Source organism: Hoeflea sp. BAL378 (genome assembly GCF_000759435.1).
Taxonomy (GTDB): Bacteria; Pseudomonadota; Alphaproteobacteria; order Rhizobiales; family Rhizobiaceae; genus Hoeflea.
In genome coordinates, this window is the sequence record NZ_JRJG01000026.1 from 1 (window position 1) to 21,975 (window position 21,975).

General features: G+C 65.5%; 22 protein-coding genes and 1 tRNA gene. 6 read left to right on the forward strand and 17 right to left on the reverse strand.

Annotated elements, in window-relative coordinates; translation table 11 throughout:
• Window positions 1–27 precede the first annotated feature (27 nt).
• From LL06_RS07565 to LL06_RS07605, 9 genes are all read right to left on the reverse strand, one after another.
• Window positions 28–231: a DUF2892 domain-containing protein gene (locus tag LL06_RS07565; protein ID WP_035524489.1), complete on the reverse strand. Its 204-nt coding sequence runs from the start codon at window positions 229–231 to the stop codon at window positions 28–30.
• A 160-nt stretch (window positions 232–391) separates the two neighbouring features.
• Window positions 392–862, reverse strand: a complete 471-nt coding sequence (locus LL06_RS07570) for a DUF4442 domain-containing protein (protein ID WP_035524491.1) — start codon at window positions 860–862, stop codon at window positions 392–394.
• A gap of 8 nt (window positions 863–870) precedes the next feature.
• Window positions 871–1,752 carry a 3-hydroxybutyryl-CoA dehydrogenase gene (locus LL06_RS07575; RefSeq protein ID WP_035524494.1) on the reverse strand — a complete coding sequence of 294 codons (882 nt, stop codon included), beginning with the start codon at window positions 1,750–1,752 and terminating at the stop codon, window positions 871–873.
• Window positions 1,753–1,880: 128 nt separating this feature from the next.
• A complete protein-coding gene (locus LL06_RS07580) occupies window positions 1,881–2,810 on the reverse strand; it encodes an electron transfer flavoprotein subunit alpha/FixB family protein (RefSeq protein ID WP_035524497.1) in 930 nt (309 codons plus the stop codon).
• Between the two features lie 23 nt (window positions 2,811–2,833).
• On the reverse strand, window positions 2,834–3,583 hold the full coding sequence (locus LL06_RS07585) for an electron transfer flavoprotein subunit beta/FixA family protein (RefSeq protein WP_035524499.1): 750 nt from the start codon (window positions 3,581–3,583) through the stop codon (window positions 2,834–2,836).
• Between the two features lie 247 nt (window positions 3,584–3,830).
• Window positions 3,831–4,610: a rhomboid family intramembrane serine protease gene (locus LL06_RS07590; RefSeq protein WP_035524501.1), complete on the reverse strand. Its 780-nt coding sequence runs from the start codon at window positions 4,608–4,610 to the stop codon at window positions 3,831–3,833.
• 48 nt (window positions 4,611–4,658) lie between these two features.
• Window positions 4,659–5,237: a cob(I)yrinic acid a,c-diamide adenosyltransferase gene (locus LL06_RS07595; RefSeq protein WP_035524505.1), complete on the reverse strand. Its 579-nt coding sequence runs from the start codon at window positions 5,235–5,237 to the stop codon at window positions 4,659–4,661.
• A 66-nt stretch (window positions 5,238–5,303) separates the two neighbouring features.
• Window positions 5,304–5,501, reverse strand: coding sequence for a twin transmembrane helix small protein (locus LL06_RS07600; protein ID WP_035524508.1), 198 nt, complete (start codon window positions 5,499–5,501; stop codon window positions 5,304–5,306).
• 84 nt (window positions 5,502–5,585) lie between these two features.
• A complete protein-coding gene (locus tag LL06_RS07605; protein ID WP_035524510.1) occupies window positions 5,586–6,428 on the reverse strand; it encodes an SDR family oxidoreductase in 843 nt (280 codons plus the stop codon).
• 124 nt (window positions 6,429–6,552) lie between these two features.
• On the opposite strand from LL06_RS07605, the gene LL06_RS07610 reads away from it, so the two are divergent.
• Both LL06_RS07610 and LL06_RS07615 read left to right on the forward strand, forming a co-directional pair.
• Window positions 6,553–7,395 (forward strand): YihY/virulence factor BrkB family protein, encoded by an 843-nt coding sequence (locus tag LL06_RS07610; protein WP_052161295.1) that lies wholly within the window; start codon window positions 6,553–6,555, stop codon window positions 7,393–7,395.
• A gap of 87 nt (window positions 7,396–7,482) precedes the next feature.
• Complete coding sequence (locus LL06_RS07615) at window positions 7,483–7,770, forward strand: hypothetical protein (protein ID WP_035524517.1); 288 nt, start codon at window positions 7,483–7,485, stop codon at window positions 7,768–7,770.
• Here LL06_RS07615 and gluQRS read toward each other — a convergent pair.
• Entirely contained in the window at window positions 7,767–8,693 is a 927-nt protein-coding gene (gluQRS, locus tag LL06_RS07620; RefSeq protein ID WP_035524520.1) for a tRNA glutamyl-Q(34) synthetase GluQRS, read from the reverse strand. The two genes, LL06_RS07615 and gluQRS, sit on opposite strands and share 4 nt — an antisense overlap.
• Before the next feature lie 85 nt (window positions 8,694–8,778).
• Between gluQRS and LL06_RS07625 the strand changes: the two genes are divergently transcribed.
• On the forward strand, window positions 8,779–9,426 hold the full coding sequence (locus LL06_RS07625) for a DNA-3-methyladenine glycosylase (RefSeq protein WP_035524522.1): 648 nt from the start codon (window positions 8,779–8,781) through the stop codon (window positions 9,424–9,426).
• 116 nt (window positions 9,427–9,542) lie between these two features.
• Window positions 9,543–10,100, forward strand: a complete 558-nt coding sequence (locus tag LL06_RS07630) for an HNH endonuclease (RefSeq protein ID WP_035524525.1) — start codon at window positions 9,543–9,545, stop codon at window positions 10,098–10,100.
• Window positions 10,101–10,162: 62 nt separating this feature from the next.
• Here the strand turns inward: LL06_RS07630 and LL06_RS07635 are convergent, their stop codons facing one another.
• Window positions 10,163–10,687, reverse strand: a complete 525-nt coding sequence (locus LL06_RS07635) for a disulfide bond formation protein B (protein WP_052161296.1) — start codon at window positions 10,685–10,687, stop codon at window positions 10,163–10,165.
• Window positions 10,688–10,689: 2 nt separating this feature from the next.
• The gene (locus LL06_RS07640) at window positions 10,690–11,271 is read right to left on the reverse strand and encodes a YqaA family protein (RefSeq protein ID WP_035524527.1); all 582 of its coding nucleotides are present in this window, start codon (window positions 11,269–11,271) and stop codon (window positions 10,690–10,692) included.
• A gap of 184 nt (window positions 11,272–11,455) precedes the next feature.
• Between LL06_RS07640 and LL06_RS07645 the strand changes: the two genes are divergently transcribed.
• Window positions 11,456–11,540, forward strand: a tRNA-Leu gene (locus tag LL06_RS07645).
• Between the two features lie 131 nt (window positions 11,541–11,671).
• Here the strand turns inward: LL06_RS07645 and LL06_RS07650 are convergent.
• On the reverse strand, window positions 11,672–12,247 hold the full coding sequence (locus LL06_RS07650; protein ID WP_035524529.1) for a hypothetical protein: 576 nt from the start codon (window positions 12,245–12,247) through the stop codon (window positions 11,672–11,674).
• A 153-nt stretch (window positions 12,248–12,400) separates the two neighbouring features.
• On the reverse strand, window positions 12,401–14,203 hold the full coding sequence (locus LL06_RS07655) for an alpha/beta fold hydrolase (RefSeq protein WP_081963761.1): 1,803 nt from the start codon (window positions 14,201–14,203) through the stop codon (window positions 12,401–12,403).
• A gap of 252 nt (window positions 14,204–14,455) precedes the next feature.
• Here LL06_RS07655 and LL06_RS07660 point away from each other — a divergent pair, with 252 nt between their 5' ends.
• Window positions 14,456–16,126 (forward strand): AMP-binding protein, encoded by a 1,671-nt coding sequence (locus tag LL06_RS07660; RefSeq protein ID WP_035524581.1) that lies wholly within the window; start codon window positions 14,456–14,458, stop codon window positions 16,124–16,126.
• A gap of 9 nt (window positions 16,127–16,135) precedes the next feature.
• Here the strand turns inward: LL06_RS07660 and LL06_RS07665 are convergent, their stop codons facing one another.
• The 3 genes from LL06_RS07665 to secA all read right to left on the reverse strand — a co-directional run bounded on the left by LL06_RS07665 (window position 16,136) and on the right by secA (window position 21,892).
• Window positions 16,136–17,359: a GNAT family N-acetyltransferase gene (locus tag LL06_RS07665; RefSeq protein ID WP_052161298.1), complete on the reverse strand. Its 1,224-nt coding sequence runs from the start codon at window positions 17,357–17,359 to the stop codon at window positions 16,136–16,138.
• A 53-nt stretch (window positions 17,360–17,412) separates the two neighbouring features.
• Window positions 17,413–18,834 (reverse strand): lipopolysaccharide biosynthesis protein, encoded by a 1,422-nt coding sequence (locus LL06_RS07670; protein WP_052161297.1) that lies wholly within the window; start codon window positions 18,832–18,834, stop codon window positions 17,413–17,415.
• Window positions 18,835–19,174: 340 nt separating this feature from the next.
• Complete coding sequence (gene secA, locus LL06_RS07675) at window positions 19,175–21,892, reverse strand: preprotein translocase subunit SecA (protein WP_035524533.1); 2,718 nt, start codon at window positions 21,890–21,892, stop codon at window positions 19,175–19,177.
• Between the last annotated feature and the right edge of the window lie 83 nt (window positions 21,893–21,975).

A 21,975-nucleotide genomic window follows, 5' to 3' on the forward strand; every position in this document is an offset into this window, starting at 1 on the left:
CGGCGCTGTGTCCTGCCTGTGAGCGGATCAGTTGAACGCGCAGCCGGGCTTGGCGCCCAGCTTCTTGAAGATGATGGCGGCCGGGCAGAAGCCGGTGAACGAGGACTGGATCAGGTTCAGACCGACAAAGACGGTCAGGAGGAACCAGTAGGGCGAGACATAGATGCCCAGCGCCACCGACAAGAGAACCATGAATCCCGCGAATGCCAGAATGATGCGATCAAGCGCCATGTTAGATTTCCTTCGTGTTCGATCGGGCCAAGCCCTGCGCCGCTGGGCATCCAGCGGCCTCATGGCGCAGATATAGCAATTTCAAAATCTATATTCAATATGTTTTATATAAATGAATCTGCATTGACGCCGGCCACGGCGCGAAGGACGGCGCGCCCGGTCACCCGCCGATGCGGCTCCTTGTGTCGGGCTTGCGCCGGATGTGCAGGGTCTTGGTGACCCGCGCTACGGTCTGCGCATCGTCATTGACGATGTCGACGGAGAAGGTCTTGAGGTATCTCGCGTCCTCGGCCGCGGTGTTGGTGCGGATGTCGTCGAGGGCCTGGGCGTCGAGCCGGAATTCGGCTCGCACGGTGCCGCGTCCGGGACGCAGGAAATCGATCGTCGCGGACCTGTCCCAGACCGTGTAGCTCAGGTCGAGATTGCGCATCACCATCATCATCCAGAACGGATCGGTCATGGCGAACAGCGAACCGCCGAAATGGCAGCCGACATAGTTCCTGTTGTAGAAGCGCTCGCGCAGCTCGACATCGACGGCGCGGAAATCATCGCTGATGCGGCGGATCCGGATGCCGGCGAACAGCAGCGGCGGCCACAGGTTCATGCCGCGGCGGAGGGCATTGGCTTGCATCGCCTGCTCTAGCGGGTTGGGACGGGCACGTCGCCGCGATAATCGTAGAAGCCGCGGCCGGACTTGCGGCCGAGCCAGCCGGCCTCGACATATTTGACCAGCAGCGGACAGGGCCGGTACTTGGAATCGGCGAGGCCGTCGTGGAGCACCTGCATGATCGACAGGCAGGTGTCGAGGCCGATGAAATCGGCCAGTTGCAGCGGCCCCATCGGATGGTTGGCGCCAAGCTTCATGGCGGTGTCGATCGCCTCGACGGTGCCGACGCCTTCGTAGAGCGTGTAGATCGCCTCGTTGATCATCGGCAGCAGGATGCGGTTGACGATGAAGGCGGGGAAATCCTCGGTCACGGTGATGGTCTTGTCGAGCGAGTCGACGAAGCCGCGCGCCGCCTGGAAGGTCTCGTCCTCGGTGGCGATGCCGCGCACCAGCTCGACGAGCTTCATCACCGGCACGGGATTCATGAAATGGATGCCGATGAAGCGTTCCGGCCTGTCGGTGGCCGACGCCAGGCGGGTGATCGACAGCGACGAGGTGTTGGTGGCGAGGATCGCCTCGGGATTGAGCAGCGGGCAGAGCTGCTGGTAGATCTTGCGCTTGACCGTCTCGTCCTCGGTGGCGGCCTCGATGACCAGATCCATCGTCGCCAGGCCGCTCATCGCTGGAACGAACCTGATGCGGGCCAGCGCCGCCTCGCGCTCGGCCTCGGTGGTCTTGCCCGACGCCACCTGCCGGGCGAGATTGCCGCTGATGGTGGCGAGCATGGTCTGAAGCGTGTCCGCCGAGGTGTCATGAACATAGACATCGTAGCCCGCCATGGCGCAGACATGCGCGATCCCGCCGCCCATCTGTCCCGCGCCGATAATGCCGACACTCTTGATCTGGTTGCCCATTTGTCCCGCCTGACTGATTTTAGGATGCTGCCGGATGCTTCTGAGCGAGCCTGCCCGAGCCCTGAACCTAAATGGCCGGGATGGAGACGTCCAGCCCGGCCAATGGTCTCAATGCGATTATTGACTTCTCAGAGCGCCTTTTCAAGCTCGGGAAGGGCCTCGAACAGGTCGGCGACCAGGCCGTAATCGGCGACCTGGAAGATCGGCGCTTCCTCATCCTTGTTGATGGCGACGATGACCTTGGAGTCCTTCATGCCGGCCAGGTGCTGGATGGCGCCGGAGATGCCGCAGGCGATGTAGAGATCGGGCGCGACCACCTTGCCGGTCTGTCCGACCTGCCAGTCGTTGGGCGCGTAGCCCGCGTCGACGGCGGCGCGCGAGGCGCCGACGGCGGCGCCCAGCTTGTCGGCCACCGGCAGGATGACGCTGAGGAACTTCTCGGACGAGCCGAGCGCGCGGCCGCCGGAGATGATGATCTTCGCGGAAGTCAGTTCCGGGCGGTCGCTGGTGGCGATCGCGTCCTTGACGAAGGACGACAGGCCCGGATCGCCGGCCGAGGACACGGTTTCGACCGAGGCCGATCCGCCTTCGCCGGCCGCCTGGAAGGAGGCGGTGCGCACGGTGATGACGCGCTTGGCGTCGGTCGAGCGCACGGTCTGCAGCGCGTTGCCGGCATAGATCGGCCGCTTGAACGTGTCGGCGGCGATGACCTCGATGATGTCCGAGATCTGCATGACGTCGAGAAGGGCCGCGACCCGCGGCATGACGTTCTTGCCGCTCGTGGTGGCGGGCGCCATCAGCGTGTCGTAGCCGTCGGCCAGCGAGACCGCCAGGGCCGCCAGCGGTTCGGCCAGCCGGTTGGCGTATTCGTCGCCTTCGGCCAGGAGGACCTTGGAGACGCCGTCAAGCTTGGCCGCCGCCTCGGCGGCCGGCTTGGCGTTCTTGCCGGCGACGAGGACATGGATGTCGCCGCCGATCTGGGTGGCGGCGCTGACGGCCTTGGCGGTCTGGTCGGACAGCGAGGCGTGGTCGTGTTCGGCTATGATGAGAATGGCCATGAATATATCTCCCTGTACCGCGCTTACAGCACGCCTGCTTCGTTCTTGAGCTTGTCGACGAGTTCGGCCACGGAGCCGACCTTGACGCCGGCCTTGCGGCCGCCCGGCTCCTCGGTCTTGATGACCTCGAGGCGCGGCGCGATGTCGACGCCGTAATCGGCGGCGGTTTTCTTGTCGAGCGGCTTCTTCTTGGCCTTCATGATGTTGGGCAGCGAAGCGTAGCGCGGCTCGTTGAGGCGCAGGTCGGTGGTGACGATGGCCGGAAGCTTGACCGAGATGGTCTGCAGGCCGCCGTCGACTTCGCGGGTCACGTCGGCCGAGCCGTCGCCGATCTCGACCTTGGAGGCGAAGGTGGCCTGGCCCCAGCCGAGCAGAGCCGACAGCATCTGGCCGGTCTGGTTGGCGTCGTCGTCGATCGCCTGCTTGCCGAGGATCACCATGTCCGGATTTTCCTCGCCGACGATGGCCTTGAGGATCTTGGCGACCGCCAGCGGCTCGATCACGCCGTCGGCCTCGACCAGGATCGCCCGGTCGGCGCCCATGGCGAGCGCCGTGCGCAGCGTCTCTTCCGACTTGGCGGCGCCGATCGACACCGCGATCACTTCGGTCGCCTTGCCGGACTCGCGGAGGCGCAGGGCTTCCTCGACGGCGATTTCGTCAAACGGATTCATCGACATCTTCACATTGGCGAGATCGACGCCGCTGCCATCTGGTTTGACCCGGATCTTGACGTTGTAGTCAACAACCCGCTTGACCGGCACGAGAATTTTCATCGGTTTGCCTTCCTCACTTAGCTTGGCCTACTGTCTCCGGCCCTGTCCTGCACACCCTGGAACGCCCGGGAAGCAGGTCGTTGATCCGGACTTTGCCTGCGACGCCGCCTGCCGGATAGCCGATTGGCGACATGGATACGCGATTTTTCTCCAAATTCAATCGCTGCGGCGCAGGAGATTCTGCAACGCGGCATAAAAGACGTTGACGCTCACGTCAATTCGACAGTGCCCGCCACCCGGGCCGGCGCTAACGACCCCATTTGGGCGGCGGGGCGCGCGCGGGGGCTTTGGACGGTTCGGGGTGCGGGGTTTTGTGGACCACCGCCTTCGGCGTGTCGATGGTCCGGTCAAACAGCGGAACGCCCGACCGGCGCAGGACCAGCACCAGAAGCGCGCCGGCAAGGATGCCGCCGATATGGGCGCCCCAGGACACTTCGCCGTCAAGGTCCGTGATCACCATGAAGAACTGGAACACGACCCAGAACAGCAGCGGGATGAAGGCGGGCAGGGGCAGCGGGATGCGGCCGAGCACCAGCACCCAGACCCGGACCCGCGGATGCAGCATGAGATAGGCGGCGACGACGCCCGCGACCGCCCCGGACGCGCCGATCAGCGGTCCCTCCGAATCGGGCAGGAGCAGCCCGTGCATGAAGGCCCCGGCCGCGGCGCAGAGGATATAGAAGATCAGAAACCGGATATGTCCCATGGCGTCTTCGACATTGTCGCCGAAAACCCACAGAAACAGCATGTTCGAGCCCAGATGAATCAGGTTTCCATGCAGGAAGCTGTAGGTGACATAGGTCGCATCTTCGGGCACGAGGATCAGCGAAGCGGGCAGTTCGGCAATGTCGTTGACCACCGAGGGGATGAATCCCAAGCCCAGGAATGCGGCGTTGGTGAACTCGCTGTCATCCCCGGCAAGGCCGGTCACCAGCCAGACAATCACATTGATGGCGATCAGCGACCAGGTCACCCATTGCAGCTTGATGTGCTTGAGATCATTGGCATCATGCAGCGGAATGAACATTGCGGATTTCCCCCTGGCCACAGCGGCTGCGGGCCGCAGGCCGGCAAGCTAGCGGTTTTTTCCCGGAACCCAAAGCACATCGGCGCGGCCGCGGTCATTGACCCAGCGGGCGGCGACGAAAAAGAAATCCGACAGCCTGTTGATGAAGCGGATCGCGGCCGGACTGACCGTCTCGCCGTCGCGATCGGCGAGCTCGACGATCAGCCGTTCGGCGCGGCGCGCGACCGTGCGGGCCAGATGCAGATAGGCGGCCGCATCGGAGCCGCCCGGCAGGACGAAGGAGTTGAGCGGCTCCAGATCGGCGTTGAGCGTGTCGATGTCGGTCTCGATGCGGGTCACCTGGGCGTCGACGATCCGCAAGGGTTCATAGGCCGGGGGCTCGCCGGTGTCGGGCGTGGCGAGATCGGCGCCGAGATCGAAACAGTCGTTCTGGATGCGCATCAGCATGGCGTCGAGCGCGGGCAGGGAGGCTGTGTGCAGCCGCGCCAGGCCGATGACCGCATTGGCCTCGTCGACCGTGCCGTAGGCCTCGATCCGCAGGTCGTATTTCGGACGCCGCTTGCCCGAGACCAGGCCGGTGGTGCCGTCATCCCCGGTCCGGGTGTAGATCTTGTTGAGCTTGACCATTGGGCATGCCTTCCGATTGAGATTTCAAGCCGCCGCGCCGAGGGATCGCGACCGGCGCGACACAGGTCAGCGGCCGCCGCCGGTGAGCCACAGGGTGGCGACGATCAGCACCACGGCGACGAATTGCAGGATCACGCGGGCCTGCATCAGCTTGTTGGAGAGATTGCCGGAGCCGCCGCGCGCCATGTTGACCAGGCCGCGCACCAGCACGACCGCCACGGACAGCATGACGAGGATGGACAGGACATAGGTGACAGACGACATCAAGCGGTTTCCTTGTGGATCATGGGGTGGAACATAGGCGGTTTTGCCGGCATGTCCATTCTGTCGGGCGGGCTGCGCAAAGGGTCAGGTCTGCCGGGCCAGCCAGGGGTAGAAAAGCCGGGCGGGCAGCAGCCTGCGGGCGATGACGCCCAGCTTCGCCTCCCTTGTGACCGGGTAGTGGTAGCGCGGGCGAGGAGAGGTCAGGGCGTGGCGCAGGACCTTGTGCACGGCGTCGGGACCGAGCTTGCCGCTGGTGGAGGATTCCTGCTTCTCCAGGCGGCGCAACTGGTCCTGGTAGTCGCTGCGGTGGACCGAGGCGTCAATGTCGATGCTGCGATGGAACTGTTCGAGCGCATTGGCCCGGAAGCGGCTGGCGATGGCCCCCGGCTCGATCAGGCTGACATGGATGCCGGAGCCCTGAAGCTCCATCGCCAAAGTCACCGAATAGCCTTCCAGCGCGTGCTTGGACGCATTGTAGGCGCCGCGAAACCGCATGGGGACCAGGCCCAGGATCGACGAGCACTGCACGATGCGGCCGTGGCCCTGCTCCCGCATCACCGGGATGACCCTGCGGGTGAGATCGTGATAGCCGAAGAAATTGGTCTCGAACTGGGCCCGCAGCGCCTCGACCGGGAGGTCCTCGAGGGCGCCGACCTGACCGTAGCCGCCATTGTTGAAGAGCGCGTCACAGCGCCCCGACGTGGCGGTCATGGCGCGTTCGAAGAACTCGGCGATGCTGGCCGGTTCGGCGTAATCAAGGCGATAGGCCTCGAGTCCGGCGGCCCGGAGGTCGTCGATATCGGCCTGGCTGCGCGCCGAGGCGATGACCTGCCAGCCCTCCGCCTTGAGCGCCCGGGCGCAATGGGCGCCGATCCCGCTGGAACAGCCGGTGATCAGGATCGTTCTTGCTTTGTCAGAATCGGTCATTGTGCGGTCTGCCCCTGTTCCCGAGAGGCTTCAGATCCCATAATCAGTCAGGACTGACAATGCCGGACCGGCCAATGAACGGCCATTACAGGAGTGATCATTGAAACGTTTCCGCACGGTCGTCATGGACGCAGTGACGCATTTCAACAATGATGACGGCTGGGCGATGGCCAGCCATGTGGCCCTGTCGGTGCTGATGGCATTGTTCCCGTTCATGATCTTCGGCACCGCGCTGGCGAGCTTCCTGGGCGCCGAGGCCTATGCCGAGACGGCCTCGCACCTGATTTTCGACACATGGCCCGAGACCATCGCCGCCCCGATCTCGCGCGAGGTGATCGAGGTTCTCACGGTGGAGCGCGGCGGGCTTTTGACGATCTCGGTGCTTGCGGCGGCGTTTTTCTCCGCCAACGGCGTGGAGGCGCTCAGGGTTTCGCTCAACCGTGCCTACCGGGTGACGGAGACCCGGGCCTGGTATGTGACCCGGGCGCAGAGCCTGGGCTTTGTCGTCGTCGCGGTGATGGTCATCATCTCGATCAGCTTCCTCCTGGTGCTGGCGCCGCTGGCGCTCAAACTGGCGCGGCAGTTCGCGCCCTGGATGGGCACATTGATCGCGGCGGTCGACAACTGGCGCATCCTTGTCGCGGCGACCGTCCTGATCATCGGCCTGGTGTTCTCCCATCTCTGGCTGCCCGACGGCAAGCGCCGGCTGATCGACGTGCTGCCGGGCATAGGCGTCACGGTGATCGCCTGGATTACGGGGGCCATGATGTTCGCGCGCTACCTGCAGGAATTCGCGACCTACGTCTCCACCTATGCCGGCCTCGCCTCGATCATGATCGCGCTGGTGTTTCTCTACATCGTCGCGGCCATCTTCATCCTCGGCGCCGAGATCAACGCGGCGATCCTCAAGGCGCGCGACCGTGCCAGAAGGGCGCAGGAAAGCGCGGCCGCGAAGGTTAACGATTAAGCCAGATTGGCGATCAGCCTTCCGGCCCGCGTTTACCATGCTAATTTGCGTCAGGTGCGCAGGCGCGGCTGAAAGGGAGATTGGCTCATGTTCGCCGGATTGTCTTCAGACATGATGATGTATTTCGTGGCGCTGTCGGTGGCGGCGTCGTTCTTCGTCGGCAACGCCATGGATTCGGTGCTCGGGGCGCTCGGGTTTGGCCCCTTGGGCAACATGATCGTGCTCCTGGCCGGCTTCTTCCTCGGCCTCAATGCGGTCGATCTCATTCCCTTCGGGCGTGTTCCCTCGGCGATGATTATCCCGGCCGCGATCGCCGTGTCCTTCGCGATCCTGCTGCTGCTTGCCGTCTTCAAGCGGATGGTCCGGCCGACCTAGGCTTGCGGCTCCGGCTCCAGTCCGGCCATCCGGATGATGTCGGCCGGCGTGGCGCCCTTCTCCCTCAGCGAGGCGATCGAGGTCGCGCCGTCGCTCTTGGAGAGCTTGCGTCCGTCTTTGTCCAGCACCAGCCCATGGTGGCGGTACCGCGGCGCCGGCAGTCCGAGAAGCTGCTGAATCAGCCGGTGCACCGACGTCGCGGCGAAGAGATCTTGCCCACGAATGACGTCGGTGATGCCCTGGATCGCGTCGTCGACGGTGACCGCCAGGTGATAGCTCGTGGGAACGTCGCGCCGGGCCAGAACGACATCACCCCAGGCGGCGGGATCGGCGGCGATGAGCCCGGTCTCTCCCCGAGGCCCGGCGCCGGCCTCCTCCCAGGACAGCGGCGCGCCGAGGCCCGCGAGCGCCGCCCTCATATCGAGCCGCCAGGCATGCGGTTCGCCGTCCTCGATACGCCGGCGGCGCTGCGCGGATGAAAGGGTGCGGTCGCTGCCCGGGTAATGCGGCGCGCCGTCTGGATCGCGCGGCCAGGGCCGGCCCGCGGCTTCGGCGTCGCGGACCCGCTCGGCGGCTTCGGCGCGGCTCAGGAAGGCCGGGTAGACCAGTTCCAGCCTGGTGAGGTCGGCGAGCGCCGCCTCGTAGTCGGCGAAATGCTCCGACTGGCGGCGCACCGGGGCGGACCATTCGAGGCCGAGCCAGGCGAGATCTTCAAAAATCGCCGCCTCGAATTCGGGGCGCGCCCGTGTCAGGTCGATATCCTCGATGCGCAGCAGGAACGCGCCGCCATGGTCGCGGGCGAAGCGCGCGTTGAGAAGCGCCGACCGCGCATGGCCGACATGGAGCAGGCCGTTCGGGCTCGGCGCGAAGCGGACGGTCGGCGGTCGGGGGGCATTGTTTGCGGTGGCTTTGGCGTCCTGCATGGTGTTTCATGTCATTTTTTCCCTGCCGCGTCACCGGTCCCGTCACGGGGCCGGGCGGCGGGCCGGGGCGAGGGGAGCGAGGAGCATGCGCCGGATCGACAGCGCCGACGATATCGCCGAAGGCCTTGCGGCGCTCACGGACTGCGACGCGCGCCTGGCCCGGGTGATTCCGCTCGCCGGACCCGTGCCGTTGCGGCGCAAGCCACCCGGATATGCCCCCCTGACTGAAATCATCCTGTCGCAGATGGTGTCGAAGGCCAGCGCCAATGCGCTGTGGCGGAAGCTGGAACTGGCGGCGGGAGAGATCAGCCCTGCGGCGGTTGCCGCCCTGTCGCCCGAAGCCCTGCGGGCGGCGGGCCTGTCGCGCGCCAAGGCCGAGACGTTGCAGCGCGTTGGCGCGGCCGTGCTGTCCGGCGCGCTCGATCTCGACCATCTCTGCGCGCTCGAGGGACCGGTGGCGATCGGCGCGCTGACGGCGATCAAGGGCGTGGGGCCCTGGACGGCGGAAGTCTACCTGTTGTTCTGCGCCGGACACCCGGACATCTTTCCCGCCGGCGACGTGGCGCTGCAGAGCGCCGCCGCGCATGCGCTCGGCCTTGACGGCCGGCCGCAGTCCCGGCGCCTGGCGGAGCTGGCGCTGCAATGGAGCCCGTGGCGCGGCGTGGCGGCGCGGCTGCTGTGGGCCTATTACGCCGAAGTCATGCGGCGCGACACAATGCCGCTGAGCGCCTGAATTGCGCCGTTCCGGGTCCAATTCAACATTTGAAATGCAGGTGCTTCACAATCCTGTCACGACGGGCCTAATATGGTCCCTGCAGATGCCGAATCGCTATCGCTCAGGAGAGCCTCTTGACGATTTATGTATCCCCGCAGTCCTTGCCAGCGCTCGTCTTGAATGCTGACTACAGGCCATTGAGTTACTATCCGCTGTCGCTGTGGTCGTGGCAGGATGCCGTCAAGGCTGTCTTCCTCGACCGGGTGCAGATCGTGGCCGAATATGATCACGCGGTGTCGTCGCCGACATTTTCGATGCGGCTGCCGAGCGTGGTGTGCCTGAAGACCTACATCAAGCCCTCGCGCTTCCCGGCCTTTACCCGCTTCAACGTGTTCCTGCGCGACCGGTTCGAATGCCAGTATTGCGGCTCGCCGCATGAACTGACCTTCGACCATGTCGTCCCGCGCCGGTGCGGCGGGGAAACGACCTGGGAGAACGTGGTCGCCGCCTGCTCCCCCTGCAACCTCAAGAAGGGCGGAATGATGCCCAAGCAGGCAGGCATGTTCCCGCAGCAGAAGCCCTACCGGCCGAGCGTGCAGGACCTGCACAACAACGGGCGGATGTTCCCGCCCAATTTCCTGCACGAGAGCTGGATGGACTATCTCTACTGGGACGTCGAGCTGCAGCCGTAACGGCGTGCGGCGCCCCGGCGACTGCAGGGACACCGTCGTCCAAATCACTCACGCGGCAGGCATCAGCCTTTCGTCATCGCGGCGCGGAACGCCACCAGCGCAAGGGCGGCGCTGACCAGCACGTTCCAGCCGGCGAAGGACAATCCCAGCATCCGGAAGGCTGCCTCGTCGCAGGATGGCGGCTTCTTCGAGCTCAGATCGCCCAGCAGGGATCCCGCGTCGGTGGTCACGGCGTTGGCCGAGGTCGCGCAGGAGGTCGGACCCTGCCACCAGTGCCATTCGACGCCGGAATGATAGATGGCGATGCCGAGGCCATAGAGCATCAGCAGGCCGCCGACGCCCAGCAGGGCGCGCACCGCCCAGGACGGACCGCCCGCGACCGAGATCAGCGCGGCCAGCAGCATCAGCGGGGCGCCGATGTAATAGGGGATGCGCTGGGACAGGCACAGCGCGCAGGGAATGTAGCCGCCGATGTGCTCGAAACCCAGAGCCATGCCGACGACCGCCGCCATGGCGATGGCCAGGAACAGCGCCGCCACCGTTCTCGACACGAGCGCCGCGGGAAGGGAGAGATCAGACTTGAACATGATCAGAACACATATTTGATTGCATAGAAACCGCCGATCAGAAGCACCATGAACAGGGTGAAAAGAAGGCCGAGATACTTCTCGATGAATGTCCGGATCGGCTCGCCGAACCTGGACAGGAGCCAGGTGACCAGGAAGAACCGGAAGGAGCGCCCGACCACGCTCACAACCGCGAAGACCAGGAGATTGAGACCGGTGGCGCCCGAAAAGATCGTCAGCACCTTGTAGGGAAACGGCGTGATCGCGGCGAACAGGACCCCCCATCCGCCCCAGGTGTTGTACCACTCCGAGATCTTCTCGAATTTCTCGGCAGCGCCATAGGCCTCCAGCAGCCAGACCCCGATGCTCTCGTAGAGGAACATGCCGATGGCGTAGCCGACGAAGGCGCCCAGGACCGATGCGACCGTGCAGATCAGGGCAATGCGGAACCAGCTCTGCGGCTTGGCCAGCGTCATCGGAATGAGCAGCACGTCGGGCGGGATCGGGAAGAACGAGCTTTCCGCGAAAGACACCGCGAACAGCCCCTTTTCGGCATGCCGTGTGGCGGCCAGCGACATGGTCCAGTCATACAGTCTGCGCAGCATGGAGAGCCTTCTTCTCGGACATCGGCAATGGCTGCCTCTTAATTGGAAAGCGGGGCCGGGTAAACAGCGTCCGGCCCGCGCGGCGCGATATTGATCCATGGCGGCGGAATTCGGCAAAAAGCGTTTGACCGGAACAAATCGCCGACTATAGTCCCGCCGTCCAAGCCGGTCATCCCGGCGCGGCGCCCCTTTGGCGGAATTGGTAGACGCGCCGCACTCAAAATGCGGTTCCGAAAGGAGTTCCGGTTCGAGTCCGGAAGGGGGCACCAGCCTTTCCCGGGCCCTGCCACCAGCCATCCCCACCAACCGCCGCCGGACGAACACTGCCTGGTCCCCCGGGCGACACCGCCTGACCCGGTGCAAAGGCGACGCCGGCGCTGTTTCGGGGGTGCCCGCAGGCTCAGCCTTTCCGCCGCGCAGCCTCGATCCTTTGCCTGTAGCCCTCGGCGTCGCCATAGTCGGCGAAGTCCGCATAGCGGCGGTGGGTCGCCGCCAGCCGCTGCGCATGCTTGATCGGGCACCAGTGGGCTTCGGTCCGCGAGGCGATCTCGCTGGCATAGGCGAGCAGGCCGTTTCCATAGGAACAATAGACGCAGTTGAGCTTTTCCAGGCTATTGAGATAGTGCAGCCGCTGGCGGTCGAACACGATGTGATCGCCGCGCCTGACCTTGTCGATGCCGTAGACCGGAAAGCAGACGGCCTGATAGAGGCTCACCAACAGATCCAGGAACAGCAGCGGGAAGATCACGCCATAGATCAGCGGCGCCGTCAGCATGGTCATCAGCGGCGCATGGCGGACATATTTGACCAGGTTGACGCGAAACTCGGCCTGGCGGCGGGCGACCTCTGCGTCGAAGACGGCGCGGCCGTTCTCGATCCGGTAGGTCAGATCCGCCCGGCGGTTTTCAAGTTCGGTCTCCAGTTCCGCCTCAAGCGCGCGAATGCGCTCGGTGAGGCTCTTGATCATGTCCGACATGCGGTCTCCTCTTCTCTTCGGGCGTCCGGGACCCCGCGATGCAGGCCCGGACGCATGTCTCTGTGCGCGACCGGGTCCGGCCGGAAAGCGGGATGCGGGGCGCAGCCCCGGATCCCGCGGATGGGTGAAGCCAAGATCCGCGGTCCCGCCGCTTCAGGTCTGGTGAATGTAATGGCCCGGCGCCGGTTCGAGCGGCTTGTAACCGCTTGCCGGCGCACCCATCGGCGGCGGCCCGCCCTTGCCCGAGCTTTGCCGCGACAGAAAGTCGATCCACTCCGGCCACCACGACCCCTGCCGCGGCTCCACCTCAGCCAGCCAACTGTCGGGATCGACATACAGCGCGTCCGCCGGCCGATGGCCGATGCGGTAGTGACGGCGCGGGTGCCCCGGTTCGGAAAGGATGCCGCCATTGTGGCCGCCGCTGGTCAGCACGAAAGTCAGATCGCCGTCGGTGAATAGCCGGGTCTTGTAGACCGATTTCCACGGCGCGATATGATCGGTCTCGGTTCCGACCACGAACATCGGCGCGGAGATGTCCTTGAGCGCGATCACCCGACCCTCGACGGCGAAGCGCCCGGCGGTCAGCCGGTTCTCGAGAAACAGGCCGCGCAGATATTCCGAATGCATGCGCGCCGGCATGCGCGTGGTGTCGGTGTTCCAGACGCCGATATCGGTGGGAAGGTCCTCCCGGCCGAGGAAATAGCGCTGCACCGCGCGGGTGTAGATCAGGTCCTCGGCGCGGATGGAGGCGAAGGCGCGCGCCATTTGCGGCCGGTCGAGATAGCCCTGATCCCACATCATGTCCTCGAGAAACGCGACCTGGCTCTCGTCGAGGAACAGAAGCAGCTCGCCGGCTTCCGAGAAATCCACCTGGGCGGCCATCAGCGTGATGCTGGCGAGCCGGTCGTCATGGTCGCGCGCCATGGCGGCCGCGGCGATGGCGAGCATGGTGCCGCCCAGGCAATAGCCGTTGGCGTGGATCTTCCGCCCCGGCACGATGGCGCCGATCGCATCCAGCGCCGCCATCACCCCGCGCTTGCGGTAGTCCTCGAGCGACAGTTCGCGCTGGTCGGCGGTGGGGTTGCACCAGGAAATCGCGAACACGGTGAACCCCTGTCCGACCAGGTAGTTGATCAGCGAATTGTGCGGCGAGAGATCGAGGATGTAGTATTTCATGATCCAGGCCGGCACGATCAGCACCGGCTCGGACCGCACCTCCCCGGTTTGCGGCGTGTATTGCAGCAGCTCGAAAATGTCGTTGCGATAGACGACGCTGCCCGGGGTGCAGGCCAGGTCCTTGCCCGGCTTGTAGCCATCCGGCGGCGGCGTGTGCACCTGGCTCAGCGTGTGCAGCATGTCCTCGGCGGCATGGACCGCGCCTTCGACCAGATTGCGGCCGCCGGTCGCGGATGTCCGGGCGATGATCTCCGGGTTGAGCCACGGAAAATTCGAGGGCGAGACGGTGTCGAGCATCTGGCGCACCAGGAACCGGGTGCGGTCGGAATCCTGCCGGCGCAGGCCGCGGACCTCGTCGGTCGCATGATCCCACCAGTCCTGGGCGGCCAGAAATCCCTGCTGCCACAGGCTGAAGGGCGCCTGTCGCCATCCGGCATCGGTGAAGCGGTGGTCGTAGTCCTTGGGCGCAAAGGGCGCCGCCGGCGATCCGCCGGCCATGGACTTGGCGCTGAAATCCATCAGCTTGAGGAGGTTGTCACGGCCGTGCTCGGCCAGCTCCAACTGCCGGCCGGGCGCGCGGGAGAGATGCAGCGCCCAGTCGGTCCAGGTTTCGGCCAGGCCGAAGGGCGACACGCCGCCGGTCGCCCGCGCGAAGGCGCCGCGCAGGATCCGGTCAATGTCGGCATAGGGTCGCTTTTGCGGCGCTGTCCGGACCGGAAGCGAGCGGGTCTCCGGCGGCGTCGTCTCGACCGCCTTCAATCGGGTGGATTTTCTGGGCATGCGTTCGGGTCCTCGGATCTGAAGCCATATTCACCCTTCGAAGCCAGCATAGGCTCATCCGGCCGGTTCGCCTTGATGAATGTCAAACCGGGTCGTGGCTTGTCCGGCCGGGACAGGGGCCGGCGGCAAAAACGGCTCGGCTCTTCAATCCGGCCCTGCCGCCTGATAGGAGATGGTCCGGCGCCTGGTCCGCTTCGCTCATCGGAGCGGCGCGGGAGAGCCAGGGCGCCCGTGCAAGGATCGTCACTCATGCTGCTGCCAGCCGGACAGACACTCGAAGACATCACCTCACGGTTTGAATGGGATGTCCCCGAGATCTTCAACATCGGCCAGGCCGTCTCGGACGCCTGGGCGGCAAGCGAGCCGGACCGGATCTGCCTGGAGCATTTCCAGCCAGAGGGCTACCACGATCGATTGACCTATGGGGAACTGGCGCGGCGGTCGAATGCCTTTGCCCGGGGACTTGCGTCGCTCGGCGTGGCGCGTGGCGACCGGGTTGCGCTGATGCTGCCGCAGGGATTCGAGACCGCCATCGCCCATGTCGCCATCTACAAGCTGGGCGCCATCGCGGTGCCGCTGGCGCTGTTGTTCGGCGTTGAAGCGGTCGAGCACAGGCTGGCCGCATCGGGCGCGAAGGTGCTGGTGACCACCTCGGACGGTCGCGACAAGGTGGCTGCGATCGCGCCCCGGCTGGGCGAACTTCGCGCCGTCGTCGTCACGGGCGAGGACGCGGGCGACGCTTCCGGCGACGGGGTTGAGGCGGTCGGCTTCGCCGCCCTGGAGAACGGCCATTCCGATGCGCCCGTGGGGGTAGAGACCCGGGCCGAGGATCCGGCGATGATGATCTTCACCTCGGGCACCACCGGACCGCCGAAGGGCGCGCTGCACGGCCACCGCGTGCTGATCGGCCATGTTCCCGGGGTGCAGACCCACCATGAATTCATGCCGCAGCCCGGCGACAAGCTCTGGACCCCGGCGGACTGGGCCTGGGCCGGCGGCCTTCTGAATGTGCTGCTGCCCGGATTGCTGCTCGGCGTGCCGGTGGTCTCGTCGCGGGCGCAGAAATTCGATCCGGAACTGGCCTACCGGATCATGGCGGAGATGAAGGTCCGCAACGCCTTCATTCCGCCGACCGCGCTCAGGATCATGCGCACGGTGGCCGACCCGCTGTCGCGCCACCGGCTCGACCTGCGCACGGTCGGATCCGGCGGCGAGGCGCTCGGCCGGGAAACCTATGACTGGGCGAAGAAGGTGCTGGGCCTGACCATCAACGAATTCTACGGCCAGACCGAATGCAACCTGGTGCTGTCGTCCAGCGCCCGACTGGGCGTGAGCCGCGGCGGCGCCATCGGCAAGCCCGTCGCCGGCCACCAGGTCGCCGTCATCGACGATCGGGGACAGGTCGTGGCCAACGGAACCTCCGGCCAGATCGCCGTCCGGCGCCCGGACCCGGTGATGTTCCTGGGCTACTGGCAGAACGAGGAGGCGACCAGGGCCAAGTTCATCGGAGACTGGATGCTGACCGGCGACCAGGGGGTCGTCGACAGCGACGGATATTTCTCGTTCTTCGGCCGCGACGACGATGTCATCACCTCGTCCGGCTACCGGATCGGCCCAGGCGAGATCGAGGATTGCCTGACCGGCCATCCCGCCGTGGCGCTGGCCGCCGTGGTGGGCAAGCCGGACAGGATGCGGACCGAGATCGTCAAGGCCTATATCGTGGCGGCGCCCGGCTTCGAGGCGGGCGCCGATCTGGCGGCGGCGGTGCGCGACTGGGTCAAGACGCGGCTGTCGGCGCATGAATATCCGCGCGAGATCGAGTTCGTCGACAGCCTGCCCCTGACCACCACCGGCAAGGTGATCAGGCGGGTCCTGAGGGACCGGGCCATCCTGGAAGCCAGGGAGGGCGAGCGGCCGGACTAGCCGGGCCGATCAGCGGCGGGCCATGCCGCGGATCTTTTCGCGCAGCAGACGGGCGATGTTTCGGGTGTTGCGGTAGATGTGGAGCTGGGTCGCCACCTGCCGGACGTCGCGGTCGTGCCTGGAGTGGAGGCCGATGACCATCGTGCCCATGGCTTCCCGCTCCGTCCACATGCGGCTCATCACCGGATGATCCGGCACCGCGCAGGAATCCGTGCGCCGTATGTTGAGGTCGTCGAGATGCCACTCGGTCAGCCGGTCGACCAGCAGCTTGCCAGGGGAGTAATGCGCGTAGGTCTCGTTGTAGGCGGTCTTCCAGGTCCAGGCCTCGCCCGAGGAGACGAACACGATCATCGAGGCGATCGGTTCGCCGTCGAGCGCCAGCGCATGAATGCGCACGCTGTCGATTTCGGCCAGCCCGTTGATCGCCTCGCGGGCAAAGGCCGCGCGGTAGCGGTCGGCGACCATCGCCGACTTGCGGCGGCCCTTCCAGCCCGAATCCTCGAGCGTGAGGAATTCCTCGAGATGGTAGCGGATTTCGTCGGGCTGGCGGGCCACCATGTAGGTGAGTTCGCCATGCTCGGACAGCCGCCGCCATTGCCGGCGCATTTCCCGGCGGTGATGCCGCGACATCGACTTGGCCAGATACTCATCGCCGTCCAGCGGGCTTTCGAGAAAAGGCCGCTCGAGCTCGTCGGTGACGACCACCGAGAGGTTGCGGCCCGCGGCCACGGCGCGCATCAGCCCGGCCACCGGCCCGTTCAGGCGCATGTCGGGCAAAACCAGGATGCCGGGCAGTCCGGAGTCCGGCCGGCCCAGCGCCTCGAGCATGTTGTCGAGCGTTTCGGCGGCATCCTCCCGGTCGAGCAAAGGCGTGCCCAGCGGGCCGAACGGATTGGCCCAGGCGCGGATGATGGAGGCACCCACGGAGAAGCCGGGCTTTTCGACCGAGAAGGGCAACAGCAGCCGCATGCGGGAATGGGTTTCGGTCTCGTCGCGCATGAGCATGAGGCGGATGACCCGGTCCTCGAGCCGCGGCATGGCCGGCGCCAGGAAGCGGCCTGAGAAGAAGATGTTCGGCTCCAGGGCCCGGTTGGTCAGGAAGTCGAGCTCGTCCTGCAGCTCATAGCCGGCGCGCGCCGGATAGATTGCCAGATGCCGTCCGGGGCGGCCGACCTCGACATCGTGCTCGGGCAGCGGGCGGGCGGTCTCGACGTCGGCGAACTCGCCGATCATCGTGTTGGCCTGGCTCGCCACTTCTTCATGGATGATGGGGCTCGATGCCATGGTCAGCGCGCCTCCGGTCCGGGATGTCCGTGGCCCGCGGGAATCCGGGAGGCGATGAACATGACGATGCCGAGCCTTTGCCGCACGATGAGGTGAAGCAGGCCGGCCTCGATCACCATGGCCGAGGCCGTGGCGGTGGCGGCCCCGAGCAGTCCCCAGGCGGGGATCAGGGTGACGTTCATGGCCAGATTGGCCGCCAGCGCCGTTGCGTAGATGCCCGCGCAGATCTTGTGTTCGCCCGCCATGGTGAGCAGCACCTCGCCGGGACCGACCATGGCCTTGGCGATGATGCCCGCGAACAGCACGACCATGATCATCTGGCCTTCCTGAAAGGCGGGGCCGAACAGCGATAGCAGGAACGGTCCCGCCAGGATCACCAGGCCGCCCACCAGCAAGGACGGCCAGAAGGTCCACTGCACCGTCTGCCGGGCGAAGGCCGCCAGCGCGGGTATGTCGGCGCCCGAGACAAGGCTCGAAAACCGCTGTGCCGCGGCGGCCTTGACCGCGAAATAGACAAAATGAACCAGCGCCATGGTCTTGGCGGCGGCGAAATACACCGCCACCTTGTCGGGCGGCAGGTAGAGCCCGACGATGATGACGTCGGAATTGGTGAGCATGAAATAGAAGCCCTCGATCAGGAAGATCGGGAAGGCGACCACCAGCCAGGTCCTGAAATGGATCTCGACCCGGCGCGCCGGAAACCGGTGCCGGAGCTTGCCGGTGACAATGACGAACTGAACGATCGTCGTCAGGTAGGCGGCCGCGAGCGCGGCGAGAATGGCTGTGTTGGCGTCGGCCACGCGGCCGAGGCCAATGGCGCCGGCGACAAAGGCAAGAATGAGCAGCGGGCGGACGATGTAGGTCGGGCTGAGCGCGTGAACCGGCCAGCCATTGGCGCGCGCGGTGCCGTCGAGCACGTCGCCGAGGGCGATCATCGGCAGCACGAAGGCGCCGACGAACAGGGGATGGACATAATGGGATTCGATCCTGTCGCCGAGCAGATAGAGCGCGGCAATGCCGGTGGCGGCGATCAGCGTGGCCGACACCATCGCGAATATCCGCGCCGTCGCGGCCAGGCCCATGATCGCTTCGTCGGCGCCCGCGGTCCGGTATTGCGGCAGAAAGCGGATCACGGCGGTGTGGAATCCGAGGCAGGAGAGATTGCCCAGGATAATGGCGATGACCCAGACGAAGACGAAGATTCCGTATTCGAACTCGCCCATCAGCCGCGCCAGCAGGATCTGCGAGACAAAGGCGATCGCTGCGCTGACGACGCGGATGGCAAACGCGATGATGGCCATGCGGCTGGCCGCGCTGGTTTCGTCCGTCGCGACCAGAAGCAGGGTCAGACGCTCGACCGCCGGCGCCAGCCGCGCGGCATAGCGCGGAGGCAGTATCTTGCCCGCTGTGTCGATCAACGTCATTTTCAGGCTTCATCCCGTTGTTGCCCCGGCACTCTGTCACGACGACGTTAAGAAACGGTTTGAGCGGCAACTTCAGGGGCTTGTATCTTCCTGGCGCGGGACATTTCTGCCGTCCATGCAGGGCTCACACGCGGTGGCGCGGCGTGGAAGCGACGATGCCGGTCAGGAGAAGGGCGGAAAACACGGTGTCAGTGTCGGGCGAAGCCCCGCGGAGGCGGGACCCCGGTCAGGCGCGGCCCGGGCTGAGCATGGAGGCTTCCGGCACCGCCCACTGCTCCGCGGTCCCCTGCCGTGGGCGGCAGGAGACGGCTCACGCCGATCCAGACAAGAGCGCCTTGCCCTAGAAGGCGCCGTGGCAGTGCTTGTATTTCTTGCCGGAGCCGCACGGGCAGGGTTCGTTGCGGCCGACCTTGCCCCAGGTCGATTCGTCCTGCGGATCCCGGTCTTCCGGCGCCACGACGCCGGCCGCCAACTGGGCCTGGGACGGAGCGAACTCGTCCTCGCCGGTGGTGGCGTCGATGTGATGGCCTTCCATCTCTTCGGGCAGTTCGGGTTCCGGCGTGGCGGCGGCTTCGCGGACGATCTCGACGCGCATAAGCTGTGCCATGACGGCCTGGCGCAGGTTCGCGAGCAGGGCCTGAAACAGTTCGAAGGCTTCCGACTTGTACTCCTGGAGCGGATCGCGCTGCGCATAGCCGCGGAACCCGACGACCGAGCGCAGATGGTCGAGATTGACGAGATGCTCCCGCCAGAGATGGTCAAGTGTCTGGAGAACAACCGATTTCTCGACATAGGCCATGATCTCGGGGCCGAACCGCTCGGCCCGCTCCTTGGCCAGCTTGTCGCTGGCCTCGATGATGCGGCTGCGAATGTCGTCCTCGGCGATGCCCTCTTCCGCTGCCCATTGCTCGATCGGCAGATCGAGGTTGAGATAGGCCTGCACGCCCTTCTTCAGCTCCGCGACATTCCATTGCTCGGCATAGGCTCGCTCCGGAATGTGCAGATTGACCAGGCCGTCGATGACTTCGCGGCGCATGTCCTCGATGGTCTCGGCAATCGATTCCGAGTCCATCAGTTCCTTGCGCTGCTCGAACACCACCTTGCGCTGGTCGTTCATCACGTCGTCGAACTTCAAGAGGTTCTTGCGGATGTCGAAGTTGCGGGCCTCGACCTTCTTCTGCGCCCGTTCGAGCGCCTTGTTGATCCAGGGATGGATGATCGGCTCGCCGTCCTTCAGACCAAGGGTCTTGAGCATGCTGTCCATGCGCTCGGAGCCGAAGATGCGCATCAGGTCATCCTGCAGCGACAGGAAGAACTTGGAGCGGCCGGGGTCGCCCTGGCGACCGGAACGGCCGCGGAGCTGGTTGTCGATGCGGCGGCTTTCGTGCCGCTCCGTGGCCAGCACATACAGGCCGCCGGCGGCCAGCGCCTTGTCCTTGAGCGCCTTGATCTCGGCGCGGATGATCTTTTCCTTCTCGTCGCGCTCGGGACCTTCCGGCATCTCGCCCAGCTCCTGGGCGACGCGCATGTCGGCATTGCCGCCGAGCTGGATGTCGGTGCCGCGGCCGGCCATGTTGGTGGCGATGGTGATGGCGCCGGGGACGCCGGCCTGGGAGACGATATAGGCTTCCTGCTCGTGGTAGCGGGCGTTGAGGACGTTGAATTCGGTCACGCCTTCCTTGCGCAGCAGGTCCGCAAGCAGTTCCGACTTCTCGATCGATGTCGTGCCCACCAGCACCGGCTGCTGCTTCTCGCGCGACGCCTTGATGTCGGTGATGATCGCCTGGTATTTCTCCTCGACGGTGCGGTAGACCTCGTCGTCCTCGTCGATACGGGCGATCGGCACGTTGGTGGGCACTTCCACCACTTCGAGCCCGTAGATGTCGCCGAACTCCTCGGCCTCGGTCGAGGCCGTGCCGGTCATGCCGGCAAGCTTGGAATACATGCGGAAATAGTTCTGGAAGGTGATCGAGGCGAGCGTCTGGTTCTCCGGCTGGATCTTGACGCCTTCCTTGGCCTCGAGCGCCTGGTGCTGGCCTTCCGAATAGCGCCGGCCCGGCATCATGCGGCCGGTGAATTCGTCGATGATGACGATCTCGTCGTTGCGGACGATGTAGTCCTTGTCGCGGGTGAACAGGCGGTGGGCCTTGAGCGCGTTGTTGATGTGGTGAACCACCGCGACGTTCTCGACGTCGTAGAGGGATTCGCCCTTGAGCATGCCGGCATCCGCCAGCATGGCCTCGAGCTTCTCGGTGCCGGTCTCGGTGAAGGTGGCGGAGCGCTGCTTCTCGTCGATCTCGTAATCGTCGGGCTCGAGCTTCTGGATCAGCGCGTCGATGCTGGTGTAGAGGTCCGAGCGGTCGTCGAGCGGGCCGGAGATGATCAGCGGCGTGCGCGCCTCGTCGACCAGGATCGAGTCGACCTCGTCGACGATGGCGTAGTTGTGGCCGCGCTGGACCATCTGGGCACGGTCATATTTCATGTTGTCGCGGAGATAATCGAAGCCGAGTTCGTTGTTGGTGGCATAGGTGATGTCGCAGGCATAGGCCTCGCGGCGCTCATTGTCGTCCATGCCGTGCACCACCACGCCCGTGGTCAGGCCCAGGAAGCGATAGATCCGGGCCATCCATTCGGCGTCGCGCCGGGCGAGGTAATCGTTGACGGTGACGACATGGACGCCCTTTCCGGCAAGCGCGTTGAGATAGACCGCCAGCGTCGCCACCAGCGTCTTGCCTTCGCCGGTCTTCATTTCCGCGATGGCGTTTTCGTTGAGGATCATGCCGCCGATGAGCTGGACGTCGAAGGGCCTGAGGCCGATGGCGCGGCGCGCCGCCTCCCGCACGGTGGCGAAGGCCGGAACCAGCAGGTCGTCGAGCACGGCGCCAGCGGCAAGCTGATCACGGAATTGTGTGGTCCGGGCCGCCAGTTCGGCATCGCCGAGCGCCTGGAGTTCGGGCTCAAGGGCATTGATCGCGGCGACTTTTGGCTGATAGGCCCGGATGCGGCGATCATTTGAGGAACCAAACAATTTGCGGGCGATTGCGCCGAACTTGACCATTAGTATGGTCCTTTCTTGGGCTGCGCTTGAGGCAGGGCTGAAAACCGGCGCTGGCCTGCGACCGGCAAAACGATTGAAAAACG